The sequence below is a fragment of the Pseudomonas sp. B21-015 genome (assembly GCF_024749285.1).
Classification (GTDB): domain Bacteria; phylum Pseudomonadota; class Gammaproteobacteria; order Pseudomonadales; family Pseudomonadaceae; genus Aquipseudomonas.
The window spans coordinates 5,711,896-5,730,583 of the sequence record NZ_CP087196.1 but is presented as its reverse complement, the minus strand read 5'-3'; the positions used below and the strand labels follow the sequence as shown (position 1 = coordinate 5,730,583).

Sequence of the window (18,688 nt, the reverse complement as noted above, 5' to 3'; positions counted from 1 at the left end):
TGGCGAAGATCCAATGTGTGCGAGCAAGCCCGCCCCCACACTAGATTATTGGTGTAAGTGAAACCGTGTTCACACCATCCCCCGGTGAAGGGCGCGCGCTCAGGAAAGGGCGGGTTCGGCGCAGCAGCCCGACGCCAGTTCCTTGAGGATCGGGCAGTCTGGGCGGTGGTCGCCATGGCAGTGTTCCACCAGGTCTTGCAGGGTGTCGCGCAGTTGGCCGAGTTCGCGAATCTTCTGGTTCAGCTCGTCGATGTGCTGACGGGCCAGCGCCTTCACATCGGCACTGGCCCGCTGGCGATCCTGCCAGAGGGTCAGCAGTTTGCCGACCTCCTCCAGCGAGAACCCCAAATCCCGAGAACGCTTGATGAACGCCAGGGTGTGCAGGTCGTCGTCGCCATAGACCCGGTAGCCACTGTCGGTACGAAGGGCCGCCTTGAGCAGGCCGATGGACTCGTAATAGCGGATCATCTTCGCGCTCAGGCCGCTCTGCCGGGCCGCTTGGCCAATGTTCATCGGTTGTCCTCCAGGTCTTTGGGTTTCCAGGTTTTCAACAGTAACGCATTGCTGACCACGCTGACGCTCGACAACGCCATGGCCGCGCCGGCCAGCACCGGGTTGAGGAAGCCGAATGCCGCCAGTGGCAGGCCGATCAGGTTATAGACGAAGGCCCAGAACAGGTTTTGGCGAATCTTCGCGTAGGTCTTGCGGCTGATCTCCAGCGCAGCCGGTACCAGCCGTGGGTCGCCGCGCATCAGAGTGATGCCGGCGGCGTGCATGGCGACGTCGGTGCCGCCACCCATGGCGATGCCGATGTCTGCCGCGGCAAGGGCCGGCGCGTCGTTGATGCCATCGCCGACCATCGCCACCACGCCGGTCTTTTTAAGTTCGGCGACGGTGGCGGCCTTGTCCGCCGGCAGTACTTCGGCGTGCACGTCGCGGATGCCCAGCGCCTCGGCGACGACCTTGGCGCTGCCGCGGTTATCGCCGGTCAGCAGATGGCTGCTGATGTTCCGTGCACTCAGTTGTTGCACCGTTTGCAAGGCGCCGGGTTTGAGCGTGTCGCCGAAGGCGAACAGGCCCAGCACTCGTGGTTCGGGGCTTTGTTCGATCAGCCAGGACAGGGTCCGGCCTTCGGTTTCCCAGGCAGTTGCGGAGTCAGCCAATGGCCCGGCGTTCAGGCCGCTTTCTTCCAGCAGACGCCGATTGCCCAGGGCTAGCCGTCGACCATCGAGGCTGCCGGCAATGCCGCGTCCGGTCAGCGATTGACTGTCGCCGACATCGGCCACGGTCAAGCCGCGTTCGGCGCAGGCATCCAGCACCGCCTTGGCCAGCGGATGCTCACTGCCGCGTTGCAGAGCGCCGGCCATTTGCAGCAAGGCGGTTTCATCACCCTCGATGGCGCTCAAATGCGCGATACGCGGAGTGCCGGAGGTCAGTGTGCCGGTTTTGTCGAACACCACCGCGCTGACTTCGTGGGCGCGCTCCAGGGCTTCGGCGTCCTTGATCAGAATCCCGTAGCGCGCAGCCACACCGGTGCCCGCCATGATTGCCGTCGGCGTGGCCAAGCCGAGTGCGCAAGGGCAAGCGATCACCAACACCGCCACGGCGTTGATCAACGCGGTTTCCAGCGGCGCGCCGTACAACCACCAACCGACCAGAGTCGCCAGCGCGATCAGCAGCACCGCAGGCACGAACACCTGGCTGACTTTATCCACCAGTTTCTGTATCGGCGCTTTTGCCGCCTGCGCGTCTTCGACCAGGCGGATGATCCGCGCCAGCACGGTTTCCGCGCCGAGCGCCAGGGTGCGAACCAGCAGACGACCTTCGCCATTGATGGCGCCCCCGGTGACTTTGTCGCCCGGTTGTTTCGGGACCGGCAGGCTTTCGCCGCTGATCAGGGCTTCATCGGCGTGGCTTTGGCCTTCCATCACCTCGCCATCCACCGGGAAGCGTTCGCCGGGTTTGACCATGACCAGATCGTTGAGGCGCAAAGCGCTGATGGCAACCTCCTGCTCACGGCCATCGATTACCTGAATGGCTCGTTCCGGACGCAAGGCTTCGAGGGCGCGAATGGCGCTGGTGGTCTGGCGTTTGGCGCGGCTTTCCAGGTATTTGCCCAGCAACACCAAGGCGATCACCACCGCCGACGCTTCGAAATACAGGTGCGGCAGGCGGCCGACGGCGGTGGCCCATTCGTAAACGCTCAAGCCGTAACCGGCACTGGTGCCCAGGGCCACCAGCAAATCCATGTTGCCGGCGCCGGCGCGGACGGCTTTCCACGCCGCGACATAGAAGCGTGCGCCGAAGATGAACTGCACGGGTGTGGCCAACGCGAACTGTACCCACGCCGGGAGCATCCAGTGCACGCCCAAAGGTTGCAGCAGCATCGGCAACACCAGCGGCAAGGCGAGGGCGATGGCCGCGAGCAAGGCCCAGCGCTCGCGGTGCAGTCGTTGTGGTTGATTATCGGCTTGCGGGTGTTCGACTTCCCAGACCCTGGCGGAGTAACCGGCCTTGGTCACGGCGCCGATCAAGGTTTGCGGGTCGACCTGGCCGAGCAGTTCGAGGTGCGCACGTTCGTTGGCCAGGTTGACGCTGACAGTCTTCACCCCCGGCACCTTGGTCAGCGCCCGTTCGACGCGGCCGACGCAGGACGCGCAGGTCATGCCGTCGATGTTCAATTCCAGGCTCTGCTGCGGCACGCTATAACCGGCCTGTTGCACCGCGTCCATCAAGGCCGGCAGGCTGTCACTGGGCGCTTGAACCCGGGCCTGTTCGGTGGCCAGGTTGACGCTGACGGCCGTGGCGCCGATGACTTTGCTCAAGGCGCGCTCGACACGCCCGGCACAACTGGCGCAGGTCATGCCGGCGATCGGCAGATCGAAGGTGGTGGATTCGGACATCGGTCACGCTCCCTGTAGAAATTGCCTACAGGATCAACCTTGCCATGCGGTTAAGGTCAAGCGCCAGTCTACAAGTCGCCGCAGACCAAATGTGGGAGCGGGCTTGCGTCAATACCCGAGAGCCGCAGGCTTGAGATACATCCCTTCCTGCGTCATCGCAATCCGGAACTTCAACACATCCCCGGCCTTGATCGTAATGTTCTGCGACCCCGGCGCGAGCATGCCCGGGTTGCAACCCGGCGCCTGGCCCGGCAGCAGTTTGAGGCGCAGGGACACAGTGCCCGGCGGCAGGTTGAACGAGGTGCTCTGTTCCTGGAACAGGCGCCCCGATAACTGATCCTGGATGTACACGCCGATTTCGCAGGAAGTCGACACTTCCAGGCGCTCGCGGGAAATGATCAGCACGCCGTAGTCCTCCCCGGCGGCTTGGACCGAAGGTGTCGCGGCAAAGAGGCTGAGGAAGCCAAACAGGCTGAGAACTGACCAGCGCATGGCTGAATCTCCTGATGTCGAGTCATAGATGGACGCAGCTTGGCCGAGCGCGGCGCTGATTGCCAGCCCGGCAGCTCACTTTAGAACTTGACCTTGCCATGGTGGCAAGCTCGAGACTGCACACAACCCTCATGAAAGGGCTTCATTCAAGGAGACGTCCCATGCAAGTGTTCAATGTTGAAGGCATGTCCTGCGGTCACTGTGTCAAGGCCATTACTCAGGCGCTGCAAGCCAAGGATCCGGCGGCCAGCGTGCGTATCGATCTGGCGACAAAAGAAGTCGGCGTAGAAAGTGCGCTGACGGCCGATCAGGTGATCGCCGCCATCACCGAAGAGGGTTACGGCGTAAAACAGGTCTAAGTTATTTTTAATAGTTAGCGACCTAACGGAATGTTCAAGGCGTCCACGCCCGGCTAGACTGTCAGCCTGCCGATCCATGGCTAACCTGCATGCCCAACCTGGACGCCTGATGAACTTCCGCACAATCCTGATTCTCGGCGCCTTGAGCGCTTTCGGTCCGCTGGCGATCGATTTCTACCTGCCGGCATTTCCGGCAATGGCGCTCGCTTTCGGTACCGACGAAAAACACGTTCAACTGACCCTGGCGGCCTATTTCCTCGGCTTGTCCATTGGTCAACTGGCGTATGGCCCTGTAGCGGATCGCTTTGGGCGACGCATCCCCTTGCTGACAGGCGTCGGCTTGTTCACCGCAGCCTCGTTGGCCTGCGCTTACGCGCCGAATCTGGAGTGGCTGATTGGCGCGCGTTTCGTCCAGGCGCTGGGCGGTTGCGCGGGCATGGTGATTTCCCGGGCCGTGGTCAGCGATAAATGCGATGCGGTGGGTTCGGCGAAAGTCTTTTCGCAGCTGATGCTGGTGATGGGCCTGGCACCGATCCTTGCGCCGATGCTGGGCGGGTTCTTGGTCAACACGACGGGCTGGCAGTCGATCTTTCTCGTGCTGACCGGTTTCAGTGCGCTGGTAGGGGGGGCCGTGGCCCTCGGTCTGCCGGAAAGTTTGCCGTCCCATGTGCCGCGCCAACCGTTGTCGGGCGCGCTGCGCCAGTATGGTCGGTTGTTGGCGGACCCGATATTCCTTGGCCACGCCCTGACCGGTGGTATCGCCATCGGCGGGATGTTTGCCTACATCGCCGGTTCACCGTTCGTGTTCATCAAACTCTATGGTGTGCCGGCCGAGCATTTCGGCTGGCTATTCGGCATTAACGCGGCGGGATTCATTCTAGTAGCCCAGTTGAATGCACGGTTGCTGGCAAAGCGCGGTCCGGCCTTTTTACTGGCGCGTACCGTCTGGTTCTACCTGGCGGGCGGTCTGGCCCTGTTGGCGGTCAGCGCGTTGCACACCATGCACCTGTGGCCGTTGTTGATCCCGCTTTTCCTCTGCATCGCCAGCCTGGGTTGTATTGTGCCCAACGCCTCGGCCTGCGCCATGAACGGGCAGGGCGCGCGGGCGGGCAGCGCCTCGGCGATGCTCGGTTGCCTGCAGTTCAGCGTCGCCGCCGGGGCCGCAGCATTGCTGGGTGTTTTGCACGATGGCAGCGCCATGCCGATGGCCATGGTCATCAGCCTGTGCGGGATTCTGGTGGTGAGCGTGGCGATGCTCACCCAGCGTTTGCAAAATGCTCGGGCGCTGACGCAAGCCCAAGTCTGAGGACGGACTCAGCCAGCAGCGCGCTGCTGACGGTCGGGAAACTGATGGGGCGCGTGCAGGCGCGCTTCAAGCGTTTTAGTGAAGGCCAAGGCTTCGGCTTCACTGCGGAACGTCACAGCATGTTGATCCAGGCGGACCTGCCAGCGGGATGTTGCCAGTTCTTTTATCAGGATCTTCATTGCTGATCTCCTCTTGTAAAAGACGTCTCGCAAAAGACGTCTCGTAAAAGACATCACATAAATGATTGTTCGCAGAGTGTTCGATTGTAGACCCGAATACGATCGCAATTGTGACAAAGGTCAACTCTCTGACTGACGGCAAAAGATCGCGGCGCCCAATGTGGAAGCGGGCTTGCTCGCGAAGGGCCCATCACATCCAACATCAATGTTGACTGATACTCCGCTTTCGCGAGCAAGCCTGCTCCCACAGGTGCGCAGGCGCTGCTACTCAGAACCCTTCAAGCACAATCTTGCCCTTGGACTTGCCGCTTTCCAGCAGTTCATGGGCACGACGCAGGTTGGCTGCGTTGATGGTGCCGAAGTGCTCGCCGACCGTGGTTTTCAGCGTGCCCGCATCGATCAGCCCGGCGACGCGGTTGAGCAGTTTGTGCTGCTCGATCATGTCTGCGGTTTCGAACAGCGAGCGGGTGTACATGAATTCCCAGTGCAGCGACAGGCTCTTGCGCTTGAGCTTGGTCACGTCCAGCGCCTTCGGATCATCGATCAGCGCCAGCTTGCCTTGCGGCGCCAACGCCTCCACCAATTGATCCAGGTGTTGGTCGGTCTGGGTCAGGCTGGCGACGTGGGTCACATGCTCGAACCCGGCACGTTTGAGTTCTTCACTCAGCGGATGGCTGTGATTGATCACTTGATCGGCGCCCAGGTCACGCACCCAGCTCTGGGTTTGCGCACGGGAAGCAGTGCCAATGACTTTCAGTCCGGTGAGCTGGCTGGCCAGTTGCGTAAGGATAGAACCCACACCGCCAGCGGCACCGACGATCAGCAGGCTCTGGCCTTCATCGGTTTTGCCCTCATGCACTTGCAGGCGTTCGAACAGCAGTTCCCACGCGGTGATGGCGGTCAGCGGCAGAGCGGCGGCTTCGGCGAACCCGAGGGTCTTCGGCATATGGCCGACGATGCGCTCATCCACCACATGCCGCTCGCTGTTGCCGCCGGCACGGGCGATGGAGCCGGCGTAGTACACCTTGTCGCCGGCCTTGAACAAGGTCACTTCGCTACCGACGGCCTTGACCACACCGGCCACGTCCCAGCCCAGCACCTTTGCCACGCCACCTTCAGGCTGGATGTTCTGGCGAATCTTGGTATCCACCGGGTTGACCGAGATGGCTTTGACCTCCACCAACAGGTCGCGCGGGCCGGCGACCGGTTCTGGCAGTTCGATGTCTTGCAGGGATTTTTCGTCGCTGATTGGCAAGGAGGCGTAGTAGGCAACGGCTTTCATGGTGGGCTCCGGGGAAGGCATGATTTCGATGGGAAGGATGATTGGTTATTTCTCTGCAAGATAAAACCCGCTAAAAGAGCAGTCTCTTTCAATATTTTTTTGATAATGGGGGCTGACGATGTTGCGTTTCGATGACTTGCAGTTGTTCGTTCGGGCTGCGGACCTGGGCAGTCTGTCGGCGGCGGCGCGGGGGATGGATATGTCGGCGGCGGTGGCCAGCGCGGCGTTGAAACGCATCGAACAACAGCTCGGCGCACGCTTGCTCGCCCGTTCTACCCGCAGCCTGCGCCTGACGGCCGAAGGCGAGGGCTTTCTGGAGTACGCCCGGGCCGCCTTGAGCAGCCTCGATGAGGGCCGCCGCTTGCTGGCCAGCGGTCAGGATCAGGTCAGCGGGATTTTGCAGCTGTCGGCGCCTTCGGATTTCGGGCGCAACTTGCTATTGCCATGGCTCGACGAGTTTCAGCGTGAACATCCCAGGCTCACGGTGCGTTTGCTGCTCGGTGACCGCATCGCCGACCTGTTCCGCCAACCGGTGGACATCGCCCTGCGTTACGGCGAGCCGGAAGATTCGAGCCTGGTGGCGCTACCTGTCGCCCCGCACAACCGCCGCGTGCTCTGTGCTGCGCCGAGCTATCTGGCCCGGCATGGCGAACCGCGGCATCTGGAGCAACTGGCTCAGCACAATTGCCTGTTATTCATGCTCGGCAGCCGGGTCCACGATCACTGGAGTTTCCACGACGGCAAACGCGAAGTGAGCCTGACCGTCAGCGGCGATCGCTTCAGTGACGATGCCGATGTGGTGCGGCTGTGGGCCGTGGCGGGGGCGGGGATTGCGTATAAATCCTGGCTCGATGTCGCCGCCGATGTGCTCGCCGGTCGATTGAACGTGTTAATGCCAGAGCTGCTCTGTGAGCGCGCACCGCTGAATTTGCTGTGCGCCCATCGCGCACAATTGAGTAAGCCGGTGAACCTTTTGCGGGAAATGCTTGCCAGCCGATGCGCTCGGATAAGCAGTCAATTTCCGGCGATATCGGGTGTCGATCATTAGTCGCAGGCAAATAGCGAAATTTCTGTCAGGAACTATCACCACCAAGGGATTCCCGAGGGCAGGAACCGGCGGTTAACCCGCTTATACTAGCGCCCGCCTCATGTACGCACAGTCGATCTCGCAATGGCGAGTTCACGTTCGATTCGGTCAGCCCCCATGGTCCTCACCGGACCTTCGCTGCACCCGCGAAGCAATGGCCTGGGTGAGTGGGGGTCTTTACCCGGTTTATGGCGGTTTTCGCGTTTTGGCCGACGATACATTACTGGTCAAGATGTCTCTGAGCAGTAGACGAAACGATTCAACAGGGAGTGAATACATGGAACATGCACCTTGCATCAGCCAGATCGCCACGTTGCTGGCTGACCCAAAGCGCAGCGCAATGATGTGGGCCTTGATGGACGGCTCGGCACGGCATACCGAGGAGCTGGCGTTGCTGGCGGGCCTGTCTCCGTCTTCGGCCAGTGCGCATTTGGGGCGCTTGTCCACCGGCGGTCTGTTGAAAGTCGAAACCCGTGGGCGCAAGCGGTTTTTCCGGCTTGCCGCGCCCGAAGTCGGCGCCGCGATAGAAGCGCTGGCCAGCGCTACTCTGGCCAGCACGCCTCAGGACATTCCAGATGTTTTCAAACGCACGAGCCCTATCGCCAAACCTCAGGTGGCGCCTTCGTCACTGCTGCGGGCCAGGCTCTGCGATGACCATTTGGGAGGCACCCTGGCCGCCGACCTCTACCAGCGTCTGCTGGATGCAGGCTGGATCGAGCAATTCGATCAGCGGGTCATGATCACTCACAAGGGTTCCACACAGTTGGCAACACGCGGTGTGTTCATTCAGGCGCTGGCTTATCGCGACAGCAGAGTGGCCTGCGCTTGCCCGGACTGGAGCGAAAGACGTCCGCACATGGGCGGCTCATTGGGCGCAGCCTTGTTGCAGCTGTTCATGCAGTCCGGCTGGCTGAGCCTGCCCAACGATTCGCGAGCCTTGCAGATCACGGCCGCGGGGCAGCGTGAAATCCATCGTTTCGCCAAGGAAACCGAGCTGGAAATGGCGTTTTAGAGCCATTGAGGTGCGACGTCCGGGATCTTGGGTTTCAGGCGTCGTTCAGAGCTGTGGACAGGTCGCATCCAGCAATAACCCCCCACCGCGATCACGCACACTCGATCCGGGGACTTTCGGATTGGGGGAATGTGGCATGGAAACACGTAGCTTCAGCGCGGCAGAACGACTGGAACGGCTGCCTGTCAGCGGTTATCACCGCATCATTTTCATCATCATTGCCCTGGCGTTTTTCTTCGACTCCATGGACTTGGCGATGATGACCTTTCTGCTCGGCTCGATCAAAACCGAGTTCGGCCTGAGCACGGCGCAGGCCGGGTTGCTGGCCAGTTCGAGTTTCTTCGGCATGGTGGTGGGCGCGTCGCTGTCGGGCATGCTGGCCGACCGTTTCGGGCGCAAACCGGTGTTCCAGTGGAGCATTGTGTTGTGGGGTATCGCCAGCTATCTGTGCTCCACGGCGCAGAATGTCGAAACGCTGACGCTGTTCCGAATCCTGTTGGGGATCGGTATGGGCATGGAGTTTCCGATTGCCCAGTCGATGCTGTCAGAGCTGATTCCAGCCAAACGCCGTGGGCGTTACATCGCGTTGATGGACGGTTTTTGGCCGCTTGGTTTCGTCGCGGCCGGGGTGCTGTCGTATTTCCTGTTGCCGGTGATTGGCTGGCGTGACATTTTTCTGGTGTTGGCGGTGCCGGCGGTGTTCGTCCTGGCAATTCGCTTTTTCATCCCCGAGTCGCCGCGCTGGCTGGAGCAGGCCGGGCATCATGACGCGGCGGACAAAGTCTTGCGCCGCATCGAAGGCCGGGTTCGGGCTTCACTGGGGTGTTCGGATCTGCCTGAGCCGATTCGCCTGCCACGGGGGGCGAGTCAACCGGGCAACTTCTTTTCCGCGCTGCGGGAAATCTGGTCGGCGCAGTATCGCCAGCGCACGATGATGATCTGGAGCGTGTGGTTCTTCGCCTTGCTGGGTTTCTATGGCCTGACATCCTGGCTCAGTGCGCTGTTGCAACAGTCGGGCTTCGCCGTGACCCAGTCGGTGTATTACACGGTGCTGATTTCCCTCGGCGGGATTCCCGGTTTCCTCATGGCCGCCTGGCTGGTGGAGCGTTGGGGGCGTAAACCGGTGTGCGTTGTGACGATGCTCGGCGGCGGGGTGATGGCGTTTCTTTATGGCCAGAGCGCGGTGTTCGGCGGCAACGTCAGCCTGTTGATCGTCTCGGGGCTGCTGATGCAGTTCTTCCTGTTCGGCATGTGGGCGGTGCTCTACACCTACACCCCGGAGTTGTACCCGACGTCGGCACGGGCCACGGGCTCGGGGTTCGCTTCGGCCATCGGCCGCGTGGGGTCGTTGCTCGGGCCATTGGTGACCGGGCTGGTGTTCCCGATAACCGGGCAGGGCGGGGTATTTGCGTTGGGAGCGATGTGCTTTGCGATTGCGGCGGGGGTGGTGTGGATGTTCGGGATGGAGACCCGGGGCAAGACGCTGGAAGAGTTGAGTGAGGCAGAGGTCGTCGGCTGAACTCAATACCTGTGAGAGCGAGCCTGCTCGCGATGAGGCCATAACATTCAGTATCAATGTTGAACGTCAGTCCGCTATCGCGAGCAGGCTCGCTCCCACAGGTTTATTTGGTGAACCTTACGGTTTCACCAGCCGCGCATCCAGGCTGTTCTGCGCCAGACGCTTGGCCTGATCCTGGGTCATGCCCAGATCGGTATACAGCGCGTGGAAGTTCTCGGTGACATACCCGCCGAAGTACGCCGGGTCATCGGAGTTCACCGTAACCTTCACGCCACGCTCGAGCATGTCGAGGATGTTGTGCTGGGACATGTGATCGAACACGCACAGTTTGGTGTTCGACAACGGGCACACGGTCAGCGGGATCTGCTCGTCGATGATCCGCTGCATCAAGCGCTCGTCTTCGATGGCACGCACGCCATGGTCGATGCGCTGGATTTTCAGCAGGTCGAGGGCTTCCCAGATGTACTCGGGCGGGCCTTCTTCACCGGCGTGGGCCACGGTCAGGAAGCCTTCGTGGCGGGCACGGTCAAACACGCGCTGGAACTTGCTCGGTGGGTGGCCCATCTCCGAACTGTCCAGGCCCACGGCGACAAACGCATCGCGGAACGGCAGCGCCTGGTCGAGGGTTTTCTGCGCTTCGTCTTCGCTCAGGTGGCGCAGGAAGCTGAGGATCAAACCGCTGGTGATGCCCAGTTGCTGCTCGCCATCTTTCAACGCGGCGGCGATACCGTTGAGCACCACTTCGAACGGGATGCCACGGTCGGTGTGGGTTTGCGGGTCGAAGAACGGTTCGGTGTGAATCACGTTCTGTTCTTTACAGCGCAACAGGTAGGCCCAGGTCAGGTCGTAGAAATCCTGAGAGGTGCGCAACACATCAGCGCCCTGGTAATACAGGTCGAGAAACTCTTGCAGGTTGTTGAAGGCGTAGGCCTTGCGCAGGGTGTCGACGTCGCTCCACGGCAGGGCGATCTTGTTGCGTTCGGCCAGGGCGAACAGCAGCTCAGGCTCCAGCGAGCCTTCCAGGTGCAAGTGCAATTCTGCCTTGGGCAGAGCGTTCAGCCAGTCGTACATTTTTGAAATCTCATCAGGTGCAATGAGGGCATTCTACAGATGCCCGTGGAAACAATGAGCAAAACCTGACCAGCCGGTTCATTACACAGCTTCCTGTTCCCGTCGATAGGCGTAAGTATCGGCGAAGCGCGACAGCAGGAATTCGGCGCAGGTGGTGGCTGGATACTTCGCCGGATGCTGTTCGTCCTGGCAGCCGGGCAGGCACTCGATGGGCGTGTCGGGGTGTGGCTCGGCAAAGAACGGCATCGAGTACCGATCCACCCCCAGCGGGCTGATCACCCGATGCGGCGTCGACAGGTAACGGTCGTTACTCCAGCGGGCCATCATGTCGCCGAGGTTGACCACGAAGGAGCCCTCGATCGGCGGCGCATCGATCCATTCACCCCGCACGTTGCGCACTTGCAGACCGCCGGCGGCATCCTGGTAGAGCAGGGTGATGCAACCGTAATCGGTGTGGGCGCCGGCGCCTTGCTGTTCTTGCGAGGTGGCAGTGTGGCGCGGTGGGTAGTGAATCATCCGCAGCACGCTCACCGGTTCTTTGAATCGGCTATCGAAGAAGTCACGCTCGATGCCCAGGGCCAGGGTCATGGCCCGCAGCAGGGTTTGGGCGAGGGCCTGCATGTCGACGTAGTGTTGTTCCATCAGCGATTTCCAGCCGGGTATCGACGGATGACGGTTGGGCCCGCGCAAGGGTTTTTCCGCCAGCACCTCGGGATGATCGGCGGGCAGGTGCAGGCCCATGTCGAAGGTTTCTTTCAGGTCGCTGGGTTTGCTCGGGTCGAGTTGTTCGGTGGCGATGGCGCCATAGCCACGGTGGTGGCGGGTCTGGGTGATGTCGATCTTGAGTTTTTCGGTGGCGGGCAGGGCGAAGAAACGTTGGGCATGGTCGAGCACAGCGTCGATGCGCGACGGGGCGATCGGGTGGCCCTTGATATAGAAAAAGCCCCATTCGCGGCAGGCATGGTCGATTTGTGTGGCGACTGATTTCCAGGCGTTTTGATCAGCGCTGTAGAGCGGGCTGATGTCGATGATTGGGAGGCTGTTCATGCGATTGTCCTGAAGAGTACGCAGATTGAAAAAGCACCGCACAGCCCTGTGGGAGCGGGCTTGCCCGCGATAGCGAACTGACAGTCAACATTGATGCTGAATGTAATGGCCTCATCGCGGGCAAGCCCGCTCCCACAGGGTGTCGTGTCTGGCTAAGTCACTTCGGCATCTCGGCCTTCATGCCTTCGACGTAGTAGTTCATCGACGCCAGTTGCGCATTGGTTGCCGTTGCACCCGCCGGGATTTTCTCGACACCGGCCTGATCCTTGATCGGCCCGGTGAACGGATGCAATGCACCGCTCTTGATGTCGGTAATGATCTGCTCGGCTTCGGTTTTCACCGCCGCCGGTACCAGGTCGCTGATCGGCAGTTCAACCGTACCTTCCTTCAGACCGCCCCAGTAATCCTGGGATTTCCATGTGTGGTCGAGCACGCTTTGGGTCGCCTGAATGTAGTGCGGCCCCCAGTCGTTGACGATAGACGTCAGCACCGCTTTCGGCCCGAAATGCGCCATGTCCGAGGCATAGCCGACGGCATACACGCCGCGCCGTTCGGCCGCCTGGATCGGTGCCGGGCTGTCGGTGTGCTGGAATACCACGTCCACGCCCTGGTCTATCAGCGCATTGGCGGCGTCGGCCTCCTTGCCCGGGTCGAACCAGGAGTTGACCCACACCACTTTGATCTCGGTGCCGGGGTTGTACTTGTTCAGGGCCAGTTGAATGGCGTTGATGTCGCGGATGACTTCCGGGATCGGAAAGGAAGCGACATAGCCGATCTTCTTGGTCTTGGTCATCTTCGCCGCAAGGAAACCACCGACGTAGCGACCTTCATAAGTGCGCGCCAGGTAAGTGCCGAGGTTCTTGTCCTGCTTGTAGCCGGTGGCGTGTTCGAAGGTCACCTTGGGAAATTGTTTGGCGACTTTCAGGGTCGGGTTCATGTAGCCGAAAGACGTGGTGAAGATCAGGTCGTACTTGTCCTTGGCCATATTGCGGATCACCCGCTCGGCATCGGCGCCTTCGGCGACGTTCTCCACGTAGTTGGTGGTGATCCGGTCACCGAATTTCTCTGCCAGCGCCTTGCGTCCCTGTTCATGCTGATACGTCCAGCCGTGGTCACCGATCGGGCCGATATAGACGAAGCCGACTTTCAGCGGGTCGGCGGCACTGGCGGTCAGGCTGACGCTCAGACCGATGGCTGCGGCGACAGCGCAAAGCAGCTGCTTCAACGGACGTTTATGCATGAACTGGAACTCCATTTTGTTGTGAGGTTGGCGGGGCTAATGCAAATTGCTGACCAATAGGACAACAAAATCAAAAGATCGCAGCCTGCGGCATGAGTTCATGCTCCTGTGGAGCTGCCGAAGGCTGCGACCTTTTGATGTTCAATTCATCACCAGAGCCAACCCGGTGCAGCGGCTCCAACTCATGCCATCCACTGGTGCGAGCGCCTCACACAAAACCGTGGGAGCGGTGTTGTGTCAGGTGCTGGCGATCAGCTGCCGAGCCGCCTGGTTGTGATCGGCAATCAACCCTTTCAGATCCAGCCCCTCAACCTGCCCATCGATCACCCGCCACTTACCGCCGACCATCACCCGGTCCGCCCGATCCGCGCCGCACAGCAACAGCGCTGAAACCGGATCATGGCTGCCGGAGAAGCGCAGCTCATCGAGCTTGAACAGCGCCAGATCCGCCTGCTTGCCCACCGCCAATTCACCGATATCGGTGCGCCCGAGCAACTGCGCCGAGCCCTTGGTCGCCCAGCCCAATACCAGTTCCGGTGTGATCTTTTCCGCGCCATAACGCAGCCGCTGAATGTATAGCGCCTGACGGGTTTCGAGGATCATGTTCGACGCATCGTTGGACGCCGAACCGTCCACGCCCAGCCCCAGCAGCGCACCCGCAGCGGTCAGGTCCAGCGTTGGGCAAATGCCGGATGCCAGGCGCATGTTCGAACTCGGGCAATGGCAAATGCCTGTGCCGGCTGCGCCGAGGCGGGCGATTTCGTCGGGGTTGAAGTGAATGCCGTGGGCAAGCCACGTACGCGGACCGAGCCAGCCGACGCTGTCCAGATAATCCACGGTGCGCAGGCCGAAGCGTTGCAGACAGAAGTCTTCTTCGTCGAGAGTTTCCGCCAGGTGCGTGTGCAGACGCACGTCGAGGGTGTTCGCCAATTCGGCGCTGGCGGACATGATTTGCGGGGTCACCGAAAACGGCGAGCAGGGCGCCAAAGCGATCTGGATTTGCGCGCCATCACCACGTTCGTGGTACGCGGCAATCAAACGTTGGCTGTCGTCGAGAATCACTTCACCTTGTTGCACCGTCTGCTGAGGCGGCAGGCCACCGTCCGCTTCACCGAGGCTCATGGAACCGCGAGTGAGCATGGCGCGCATGCCCAGTTCGCGAACACTCTCGACCTGCACATCGATCGCGTTTTCCAGGCCTTCCGGAAACAGGTAATGGTGATCGGCCGCGGTGGTGCAGCCAGACAACAGCAACTCGGCCAACGCGACTTTCGTAGCGAGGGCAAGTTTTTCAGGGGTGAGACGGGCCCAGACCGGATAGAGGGTTTTCAACCATGGGAACAACGGCTGATTGACCACCGGCGCCCAGGCGCGGGTCAGGGTTTGATAGAAGTGGTGATGGGTGTTGATCAGCCCCGGCAGGATCACATGTTCGCGGGCATCGAAGACTTGTCCACAGGGTGCAGACGGTTGCTGGCCGGCGCTGAGCACTTCGACGATCAAACCGTCTTGCAGCACCAGACCGCCACGGGCATCGAGCGCGTTGGCCGTGAAAATGGCGAGGGGATTTTTTAACCAAGTACGGGTCGCAGGCATGGTGGCCGGCTCCTCTGAAAGTTAGGTTCAGGGTTGCCAGCTCAGTGTTGCCCTGTCTGCTGATCCAGGGTCGCCGCGGGGGCGAGGTGCGGAGTTTCGAACAAAAAAGCTTCGCGGGCAAGCCCGGCCCGACAGGACAACGCGAAACCCCTGCTCGCGATGGGGCCATTGCATTCTGCATTAATTTTGAATGTCAGACCGCTATCGCGAGCAGGCTCGCTCCCACAGGGGAATGTGGTGTTTACCAGGGAATGGTCTCACCCCTGTAATTCACAAAATGATGCCCACCCTTGCCGGCATACGCATTCACCTGATCGATCAACCCACGGGTGCTGGTTTCCACATCAATGTCCGCACCTTCGCCACCCATATCAGTTTTCACCCAACCCGGGTGCAGCGACAGCACGGTGAGCTTCTGTTCGCCCAGTTGCGTGACGAAGCTGTTGGTCATGGAGTTCAGTGCCGCTTTGCTGGCCTTGTACAGCGCCAGCTCCGGCGCGTCGGGCATGGTCACGCTGCCCAGCACCGAACTCATGAACGCCAGCACGCCGCTGCCTTCACGAATCTGCCCGACGAAACGCTGGGCCAGGTTGATCGGCGCCACGGCGTTGGTGAAGAACAATTGACCGACCTCGGCCAGGGTCGCGCCACCCGGCGTCTGGACCTCCGGCCCCTTGACCCCGGCATTCACGAACAGCAGGTCGAACACCTCGCCCTTGAGCTGTTGGCTGAGGGCGATCACCGCTTGCTGATCGTCCATGTCGAGTTTTTCGATCCGCACCTTGCCCAACGCCTGCAAGGCTTCGACGTTCTGCGGGTTGCGCACGGTGGCGGTGACTTGCCAGCCGTCGGCCAGCAGGGTTTTCACCAGGCCGAGGCCCAAGCCCCGGGAGGCGCCGATGATGAGTGCGGTTTTTGCCGTGGACATGAGTGGCTTCCTTGATGGATGAGAATCACGGATTCAAAGGATACTGACTTAAAGGACAATGCTGACCGAGCCGTTGTTGCAGTTCGTGGCACAACGCGCCGAGTTCGGTCATGCGGGTTTCGATCAACTTGAGTTTTTCTTGCAGCAGTTGCGTGACGGCACTGTCCGGGTCGGGCGACTGCCATAACGCGACAACGCTATTACCTATTTCGCCAAGGGTAAAGCCCAACCGCTGAGCTGTCTTGATGTACAGCACCAGTTGCACCATCTCCGCCGGATAGTCGCGATAACCATTGGCGCTGCGTTGCGCGGCGATCAATCCACGTTGCTCGTAAAAGCGCAACGTGTCGCGGCTGACGGCGCTGGCCTGGGCTAATTCACCGATGCGCATCTTGATGTCTCGAGAGGGCTTGACCCTGGAGCATGCTCCAGGTTTTAGCTTTGACGCGGTGGCCAGGTTTCTGCTTTCGGCTTGGCAGGCTTATGCCCTGGCCTATGGGGCGAGTTCGCTCTTGGCGATTTTCCTGTTCTTTGAGTTGGCGTGGGGCGTGGCTCAGGTGTTGCCTGTTCGGGCGCCTTCGCGATGTAGAAACGGGCTTGCTCGTGAAGAGGCCCGCCCGGTCACCGCTTAATGCCCAGCCTGCCACGGCTGCCCCAACGATACCGGCGCATACAACCGTGTGCGCACGGCATCCCGGGACAGCAGCACCAACACCACAATGGTCGCGACATAAGGCAGCATCGCCAGCAGGCTCGACGCAATTGCCAGCCCCAACCCCTGCGCCACCAAATGCAGGATGCTGGCGAGCCCGAACAGATACGCCCCGAGCAGCAACCGCCACACTCGCCAACTGGCAAACACCACCAGCGCCAGAGCAATCCAGCCGCGACCGGCGCTCATGTTTTCCGCCCACATCGGCGTATACGCCAACGACAGATAAGCTCCGGCCAATCCCGCCATTGCGCCGCCAAACAGCACCGCCAGCGTGCGCACGCCCAACACCGGCAAGCCCATCGCACTGGCGGCGTCCGGGTTTTCGCCGACCGCCTGAATGATCAGGCCGACGCGACTTTTCAGAATCATCCAGGCCACCAGGGCAAATAGTGCGAACGACAGGTACACCAGCAGGTCCTGGGCAAACAGCATCCGCCCGATCAGCGGGATGTCACTCAAGAACGGAATCGCCACCGGCTCGAAACCCGCCAGCGGCTTCCCGACCCACGCTGCGCCAACAAAGGTCGACAGGCCCACGCCGAAGATCGTCAACGCCAACCCGGTCGCCACCTGATTGGCATTGAACACCAGTGCCACCAAGGCAAACAGCGACGACAACAGCATCCCGGCGAGCATCGCCAGCAACACACCCAGCCAGAGATTGCCGCTGTTCAGCGCGACGATGAAACCGATCACCGCGCCAAACAGCATCATGCCTTCCTGACCCAGATTGAGGACGCCGCTCTTCTCGCAGATCAGCTCGCCCAGCGCCACCAGCAGCAACGGCGTACCGCAGCGGACCATCGCGTAGAAAATATTGCTCAGCAGATCGATATCCATCACAAGGCTCCTGCGTGTACGGCGGTGGTCGAGGTGCGCCGTACCCAGCGCAGGTTCAAACGCGGTCGGTAGAGAATCAGCACGTCACTGGCCAGCAGGAAAAACAGCATCATCCCTTGGAAAAGTTGAGTGATCGCTTGCGGCAGGTTCATGCTCATCTGCGCGCTCTCGCCGCCGATGTACAGCAGCGCCATCAACAGGCTGGAAAACAGAATGCCGATGGGATTCAGTCGCCCGAGAAACGCCACGGTGATCGCCGCATAGCCGTAACCCGGTGAAACCTGCGGCACCAATTGGCCGATGGGCCCGGTGACTTCGCATACCCCGGCCAACCCCGCCAGGCCGCCGCTGATCAACAGCGCCAGCCAGATCAGCCGCTTCTCGCGAAAACCGACGAAACCCGCCGCACGCTTGTCCAGCCCAAGCACTTTGATCTGGAAGCCGACAAAGCTTTTCTGCAACAACACCCACACCGCCACCAGCGCGAGCAAGGCGAAATACACCCCGGCGTGAACCCGACCGTCCTCCAGCAACAGCGGCAAACGACTGGCATCGCCAAACATTGCCGACTCCGGAAAGTTGAACCCGGCCGGGTCCTTCAGTGGCCCGTGGACACAGAACAGCAGCAGATTCAGGGCGATGTAATTGAGCATGATGCTGGTAAGGATTTCATTGGCGTTGAAGCGTGTGCGCAGCCATGCCGTCAGGCCGGCCCATGCAGCACCGGCCAAGGTGCCGACCACCAGGATCAGCACCAGCGCCCAGCGACTTTGCATATCGATGATGTTTACCGCCAGCGCACTGCCGGCCAGGGCGCCGAGCAGCAACTGACCTTCGGCGCCGATGTTCCAGATCCGTGCTTGATACGCCACTGCCAGGCCCAATGCGCAGAGCAGAATCGGCAACGCTTTGACCAACAATTCGGAGACGCCGTACAAGTCGCTGATCGGTGCAATCAGCAACGTGTGCAAGGTCAGCAGTGGATCATGCCCCAGCGCGATAAACAGCAATGAGCCGCAGCCCAGCGTCAACACGGCCGCCAGCAAGGGCGAACACCACAACATCAGGCGCGATTGCTGGCCACGGGGTTCGAGAGAAAGCAGCATGTGAAA

General features: G+C 61.0%; 18 protein-coding genes and 1 pseudogene. 6 read left to right on the top strand and 13 right to left on the bottom strand.

Features of this window, described 5'->3' with window-relative positions; all coding sequences use genetic code 11:
* Positions 1-99: 99 nt before the first annotated feature.
* From cueR to LOY38_RS26230, 3 genes are all read right to left on the bottom strand, one after another.
* Positions 100-513 carry a Cu(I)-responsive transcriptional regulator gene (cueR, locus tag LOY38_RS26240; RefSeq protein ID WP_258697702.1) on the bottom strand — a complete coding sequence of 138 codons (414 nt, stop codon included), beginning with the start codon at positions 511-513 and terminating at the stop codon, positions 100-102.
* Positions 510-2,903, bottom strand: coding sequence for a heavy metal translocating P-type ATPase (locus tag LOY38_RS26235; protein WP_258697701.1), 2,394 nt, complete (start codon positions 2,901-2,903; stop codon positions 510-512). The genes cueR and LOY38_RS26235 overlap by 4 nt, the downstream gene beginning before the upstream one ends.
* Before the next feature lie 108 nt (positions 2,904-3,011).
* Complete coding sequence (locus LOY38_RS26230) at positions 3,012-3,395, bottom strand: hypothetical protein (RefSeq protein WP_258697700.1); 384 nt, start codon at positions 3,393-3,395, stop codon at positions 3,012-3,014.
* Positions 3,396-3,556: 161 nt separating this feature from the next.
* On the opposite strand from LOY38_RS26230, the gene LOY38_RS26225 reads away from it, so the two are divergent.
* Both LOY38_RS26225 and LOY38_RS26220 read left to right on the top strand, forming a co-directional pair.
* Positions 3,557-3,754, top strand: coding sequence for a heavy-metal-associated domain-containing protein (locus tag LOY38_RS26225; protein WP_258697699.1), 198 nt, complete (start codon positions 3,557-3,559; stop codon positions 3,752-3,754).
* A 109-nt stretch (positions 3,755-3,863) separates the two neighbouring features.
* Complete coding sequence (locus tag LOY38_RS26220; protein ID WP_258697698.1) at positions 3,864-5,060, top strand: multidrug effflux MFS transporter; 1,197 nt, start codon at positions 3,864-3,866, stop codon at positions 5,058-5,060.
* Between the two features lie 8 nt (positions 5,061-5,068).
* Here LOY38_RS26220 and LOY38_RS26215 read toward each other — a convergent pair whose 3' ends face one another.
* Positions 5,069-5,239 (bottom strand): hypothetical protein, encoded by a 171-nt coding sequence (locus LOY38_RS26215; RefSeq protein ID WP_258697697.1) that lies wholly within the window; start codon positions 5,237-5,239, stop codon positions 5,069-5,071.
* Between the two features lie 268 nt (positions 5,240-5,507).
* On the bottom strand, positions 5,508-6,521 hold the full coding sequence (locus LOY38_RS26210) for a zinc-binding alcohol dehydrogenase family protein (RefSeq protein WP_258697696.1): 1,014 nt from the start codon (positions 6,519-6,521) through the stop codon (positions 5,508-5,510).
* Positions 6,522-6,639: 118 nt separating this feature from the next.
* Here LOY38_RS26210 and LOY38_RS26205 point away from each other — a divergent pair, with 118 nt between their 5' ends.
* The 3 genes from LOY38_RS26205 to LOY38_RS26195 all read left to right on the top strand — a co-directional run bounded on the left by LOY38_RS26205 (position 6,640) and on the right by LOY38_RS26195 (position 10,139).
* On the top strand, positions 6,640-7,569 hold the full coding sequence (locus LOY38_RS26205) for a LysR family transcriptional regulator (RefSeq protein WP_258697695.1): 930 nt from the start codon (positions 6,640-6,642) through the stop codon (positions 7,567-7,569).
* A gap of 316 nt (positions 7,570-7,885) precedes the next feature.
* Positions 7,886-8,620 carry a helix-turn-helix transcriptional regulator gene (locus tag LOY38_RS26200; protein ID WP_258697694.1) on the top strand — a complete coding sequence of 245 codons (735 nt, stop codon included), beginning with the start codon at positions 7,886-7,888 and terminating at the stop codon, positions 8,618-8,620.
* Positions 8,621-8,756: 136 nt separating this feature from the next.
* On the top strand, positions 8,757-10,139 hold the full coding sequence (locus LOY38_RS26195) for an MFS transporter (RefSeq protein ID WP_258697693.1): 1,383 nt from the start codon (positions 8,757-8,759) through the stop codon (positions 10,137-10,139).
* A 117-nt stretch (positions 10,140-10,256) separates the two neighbouring features.
* Here the strand turns inward: LOY38_RS26195 and LOY38_RS26190 are convergent, their stop codons facing one another.
* The 6 genes from LOY38_RS26190 to LOY38_RS26165 form a co-directional block, all read right to left on the bottom strand.
* The gene (locus LOY38_RS26190; protein ID WP_019582307.1) at positions 10,257-11,210 is read right to left on the bottom strand and encodes an adenosine deaminase; all 954 of its coding nucleotides are present in this window, start codon (positions 11,208-11,210) and stop codon (positions 10,257-10,259) included.
* Between the two features lie 81 nt (positions 11,211-11,291).
* On the bottom strand, positions 11,292-12,257 hold the full coding sequence (locus LOY38_RS26185; RefSeq protein ID WP_258697692.1) for a 2-oxoglutarate and iron-dependent oxygenase domain-containing protein: 966 nt from the start codon (positions 12,255-12,257) through the stop codon (positions 11,292-11,294).
* A gap of 157 nt (positions 12,258-12,414) precedes the next feature.
* The gene (locus LOY38_RS26180) at positions 12,415-13,497 is read right to left on the bottom strand and encodes a BMP family ABC transporter substrate-binding protein (RefSeq protein ID WP_258697691.1); all 1,083 of its coding nucleotides are present in this window, start codon (positions 13,495-13,497) and stop codon (positions 12,415-12,417) included.
* 237 nt (positions 13,498-13,734) lie between these two features.
* Positions 13,735-15,093: an 8-oxoguanine deaminase gene (locus LOY38_RS26175; protein ID WP_258697690.1), complete on the bottom strand. Its 1,359-nt coding sequence runs from the start codon at positions 15,091-15,093 to the stop codon at positions 13,735-13,737.
* 241 nt (positions 15,094-15,334) lie between these two features.
* On the bottom strand, positions 15,335-16,021 hold the full coding sequence (locus LOY38_RS26170) for an SDR family oxidoreductase (protein WP_258697689.1): 687 nt from the start codon (positions 16,019-16,021) through the stop codon (positions 15,335-15,337).
* Positions 16,022-16,046: 25 nt separating this feature from the next.
* Positions 16,047-16,412 carry a MerR family transcriptional regulator gene (locus LOY38_RS26165; RefSeq protein ID WP_258697688.1) on the bottom strand — a complete coding sequence of 122 codons (366 nt, stop codon included), beginning with the start codon at positions 16,410-16,412 and terminating at the stop codon, positions 16,047-16,049.
* Between the two features lie 49 nt (positions 16,413-16,461).
* Here LOY38_RS26165 and LOY38_RS26160 point away from each other — a divergent pair.
* Positions 16,462-16,653, top strand: a pseudogene (locus LOY38_RS26160) (hypothetical protein); the annotation flags it as partial.
* On the opposite strand, the gene LOY38_RS26155 reads toward LOY38_RS26160, so the two are convergent.
* On the bottom strand, positions 16,650-17,576 hold the full coding sequence (locus LOY38_RS26155) for an ABC transporter permease (protein ID WP_258697687.1): 927 nt from the start codon (positions 17,574-17,576) through the stop codon (positions 16,650-16,652). The pseudogene LOY38_RS26160 and the gene LOY38_RS26155 sit on opposite strands and share 4 nt — an antisense overlap.
* The gene (locus tag LOY38_RS26150) at positions 17,576-18,682 is read right to left on the bottom strand and encodes an ABC transporter permease (protein WP_258697686.1); all 1,107 of its coding nucleotides are present in this window, start codon (positions 18,680-18,682) and stop codon (positions 17,576-17,578) included. Before LOY38_RS26150 ends, LOY38_RS26155 begins: the two co-directional genes overlap by 1 nt.
* Positions 18,683-18,688 lie beyond the last annotated feature (6 nt).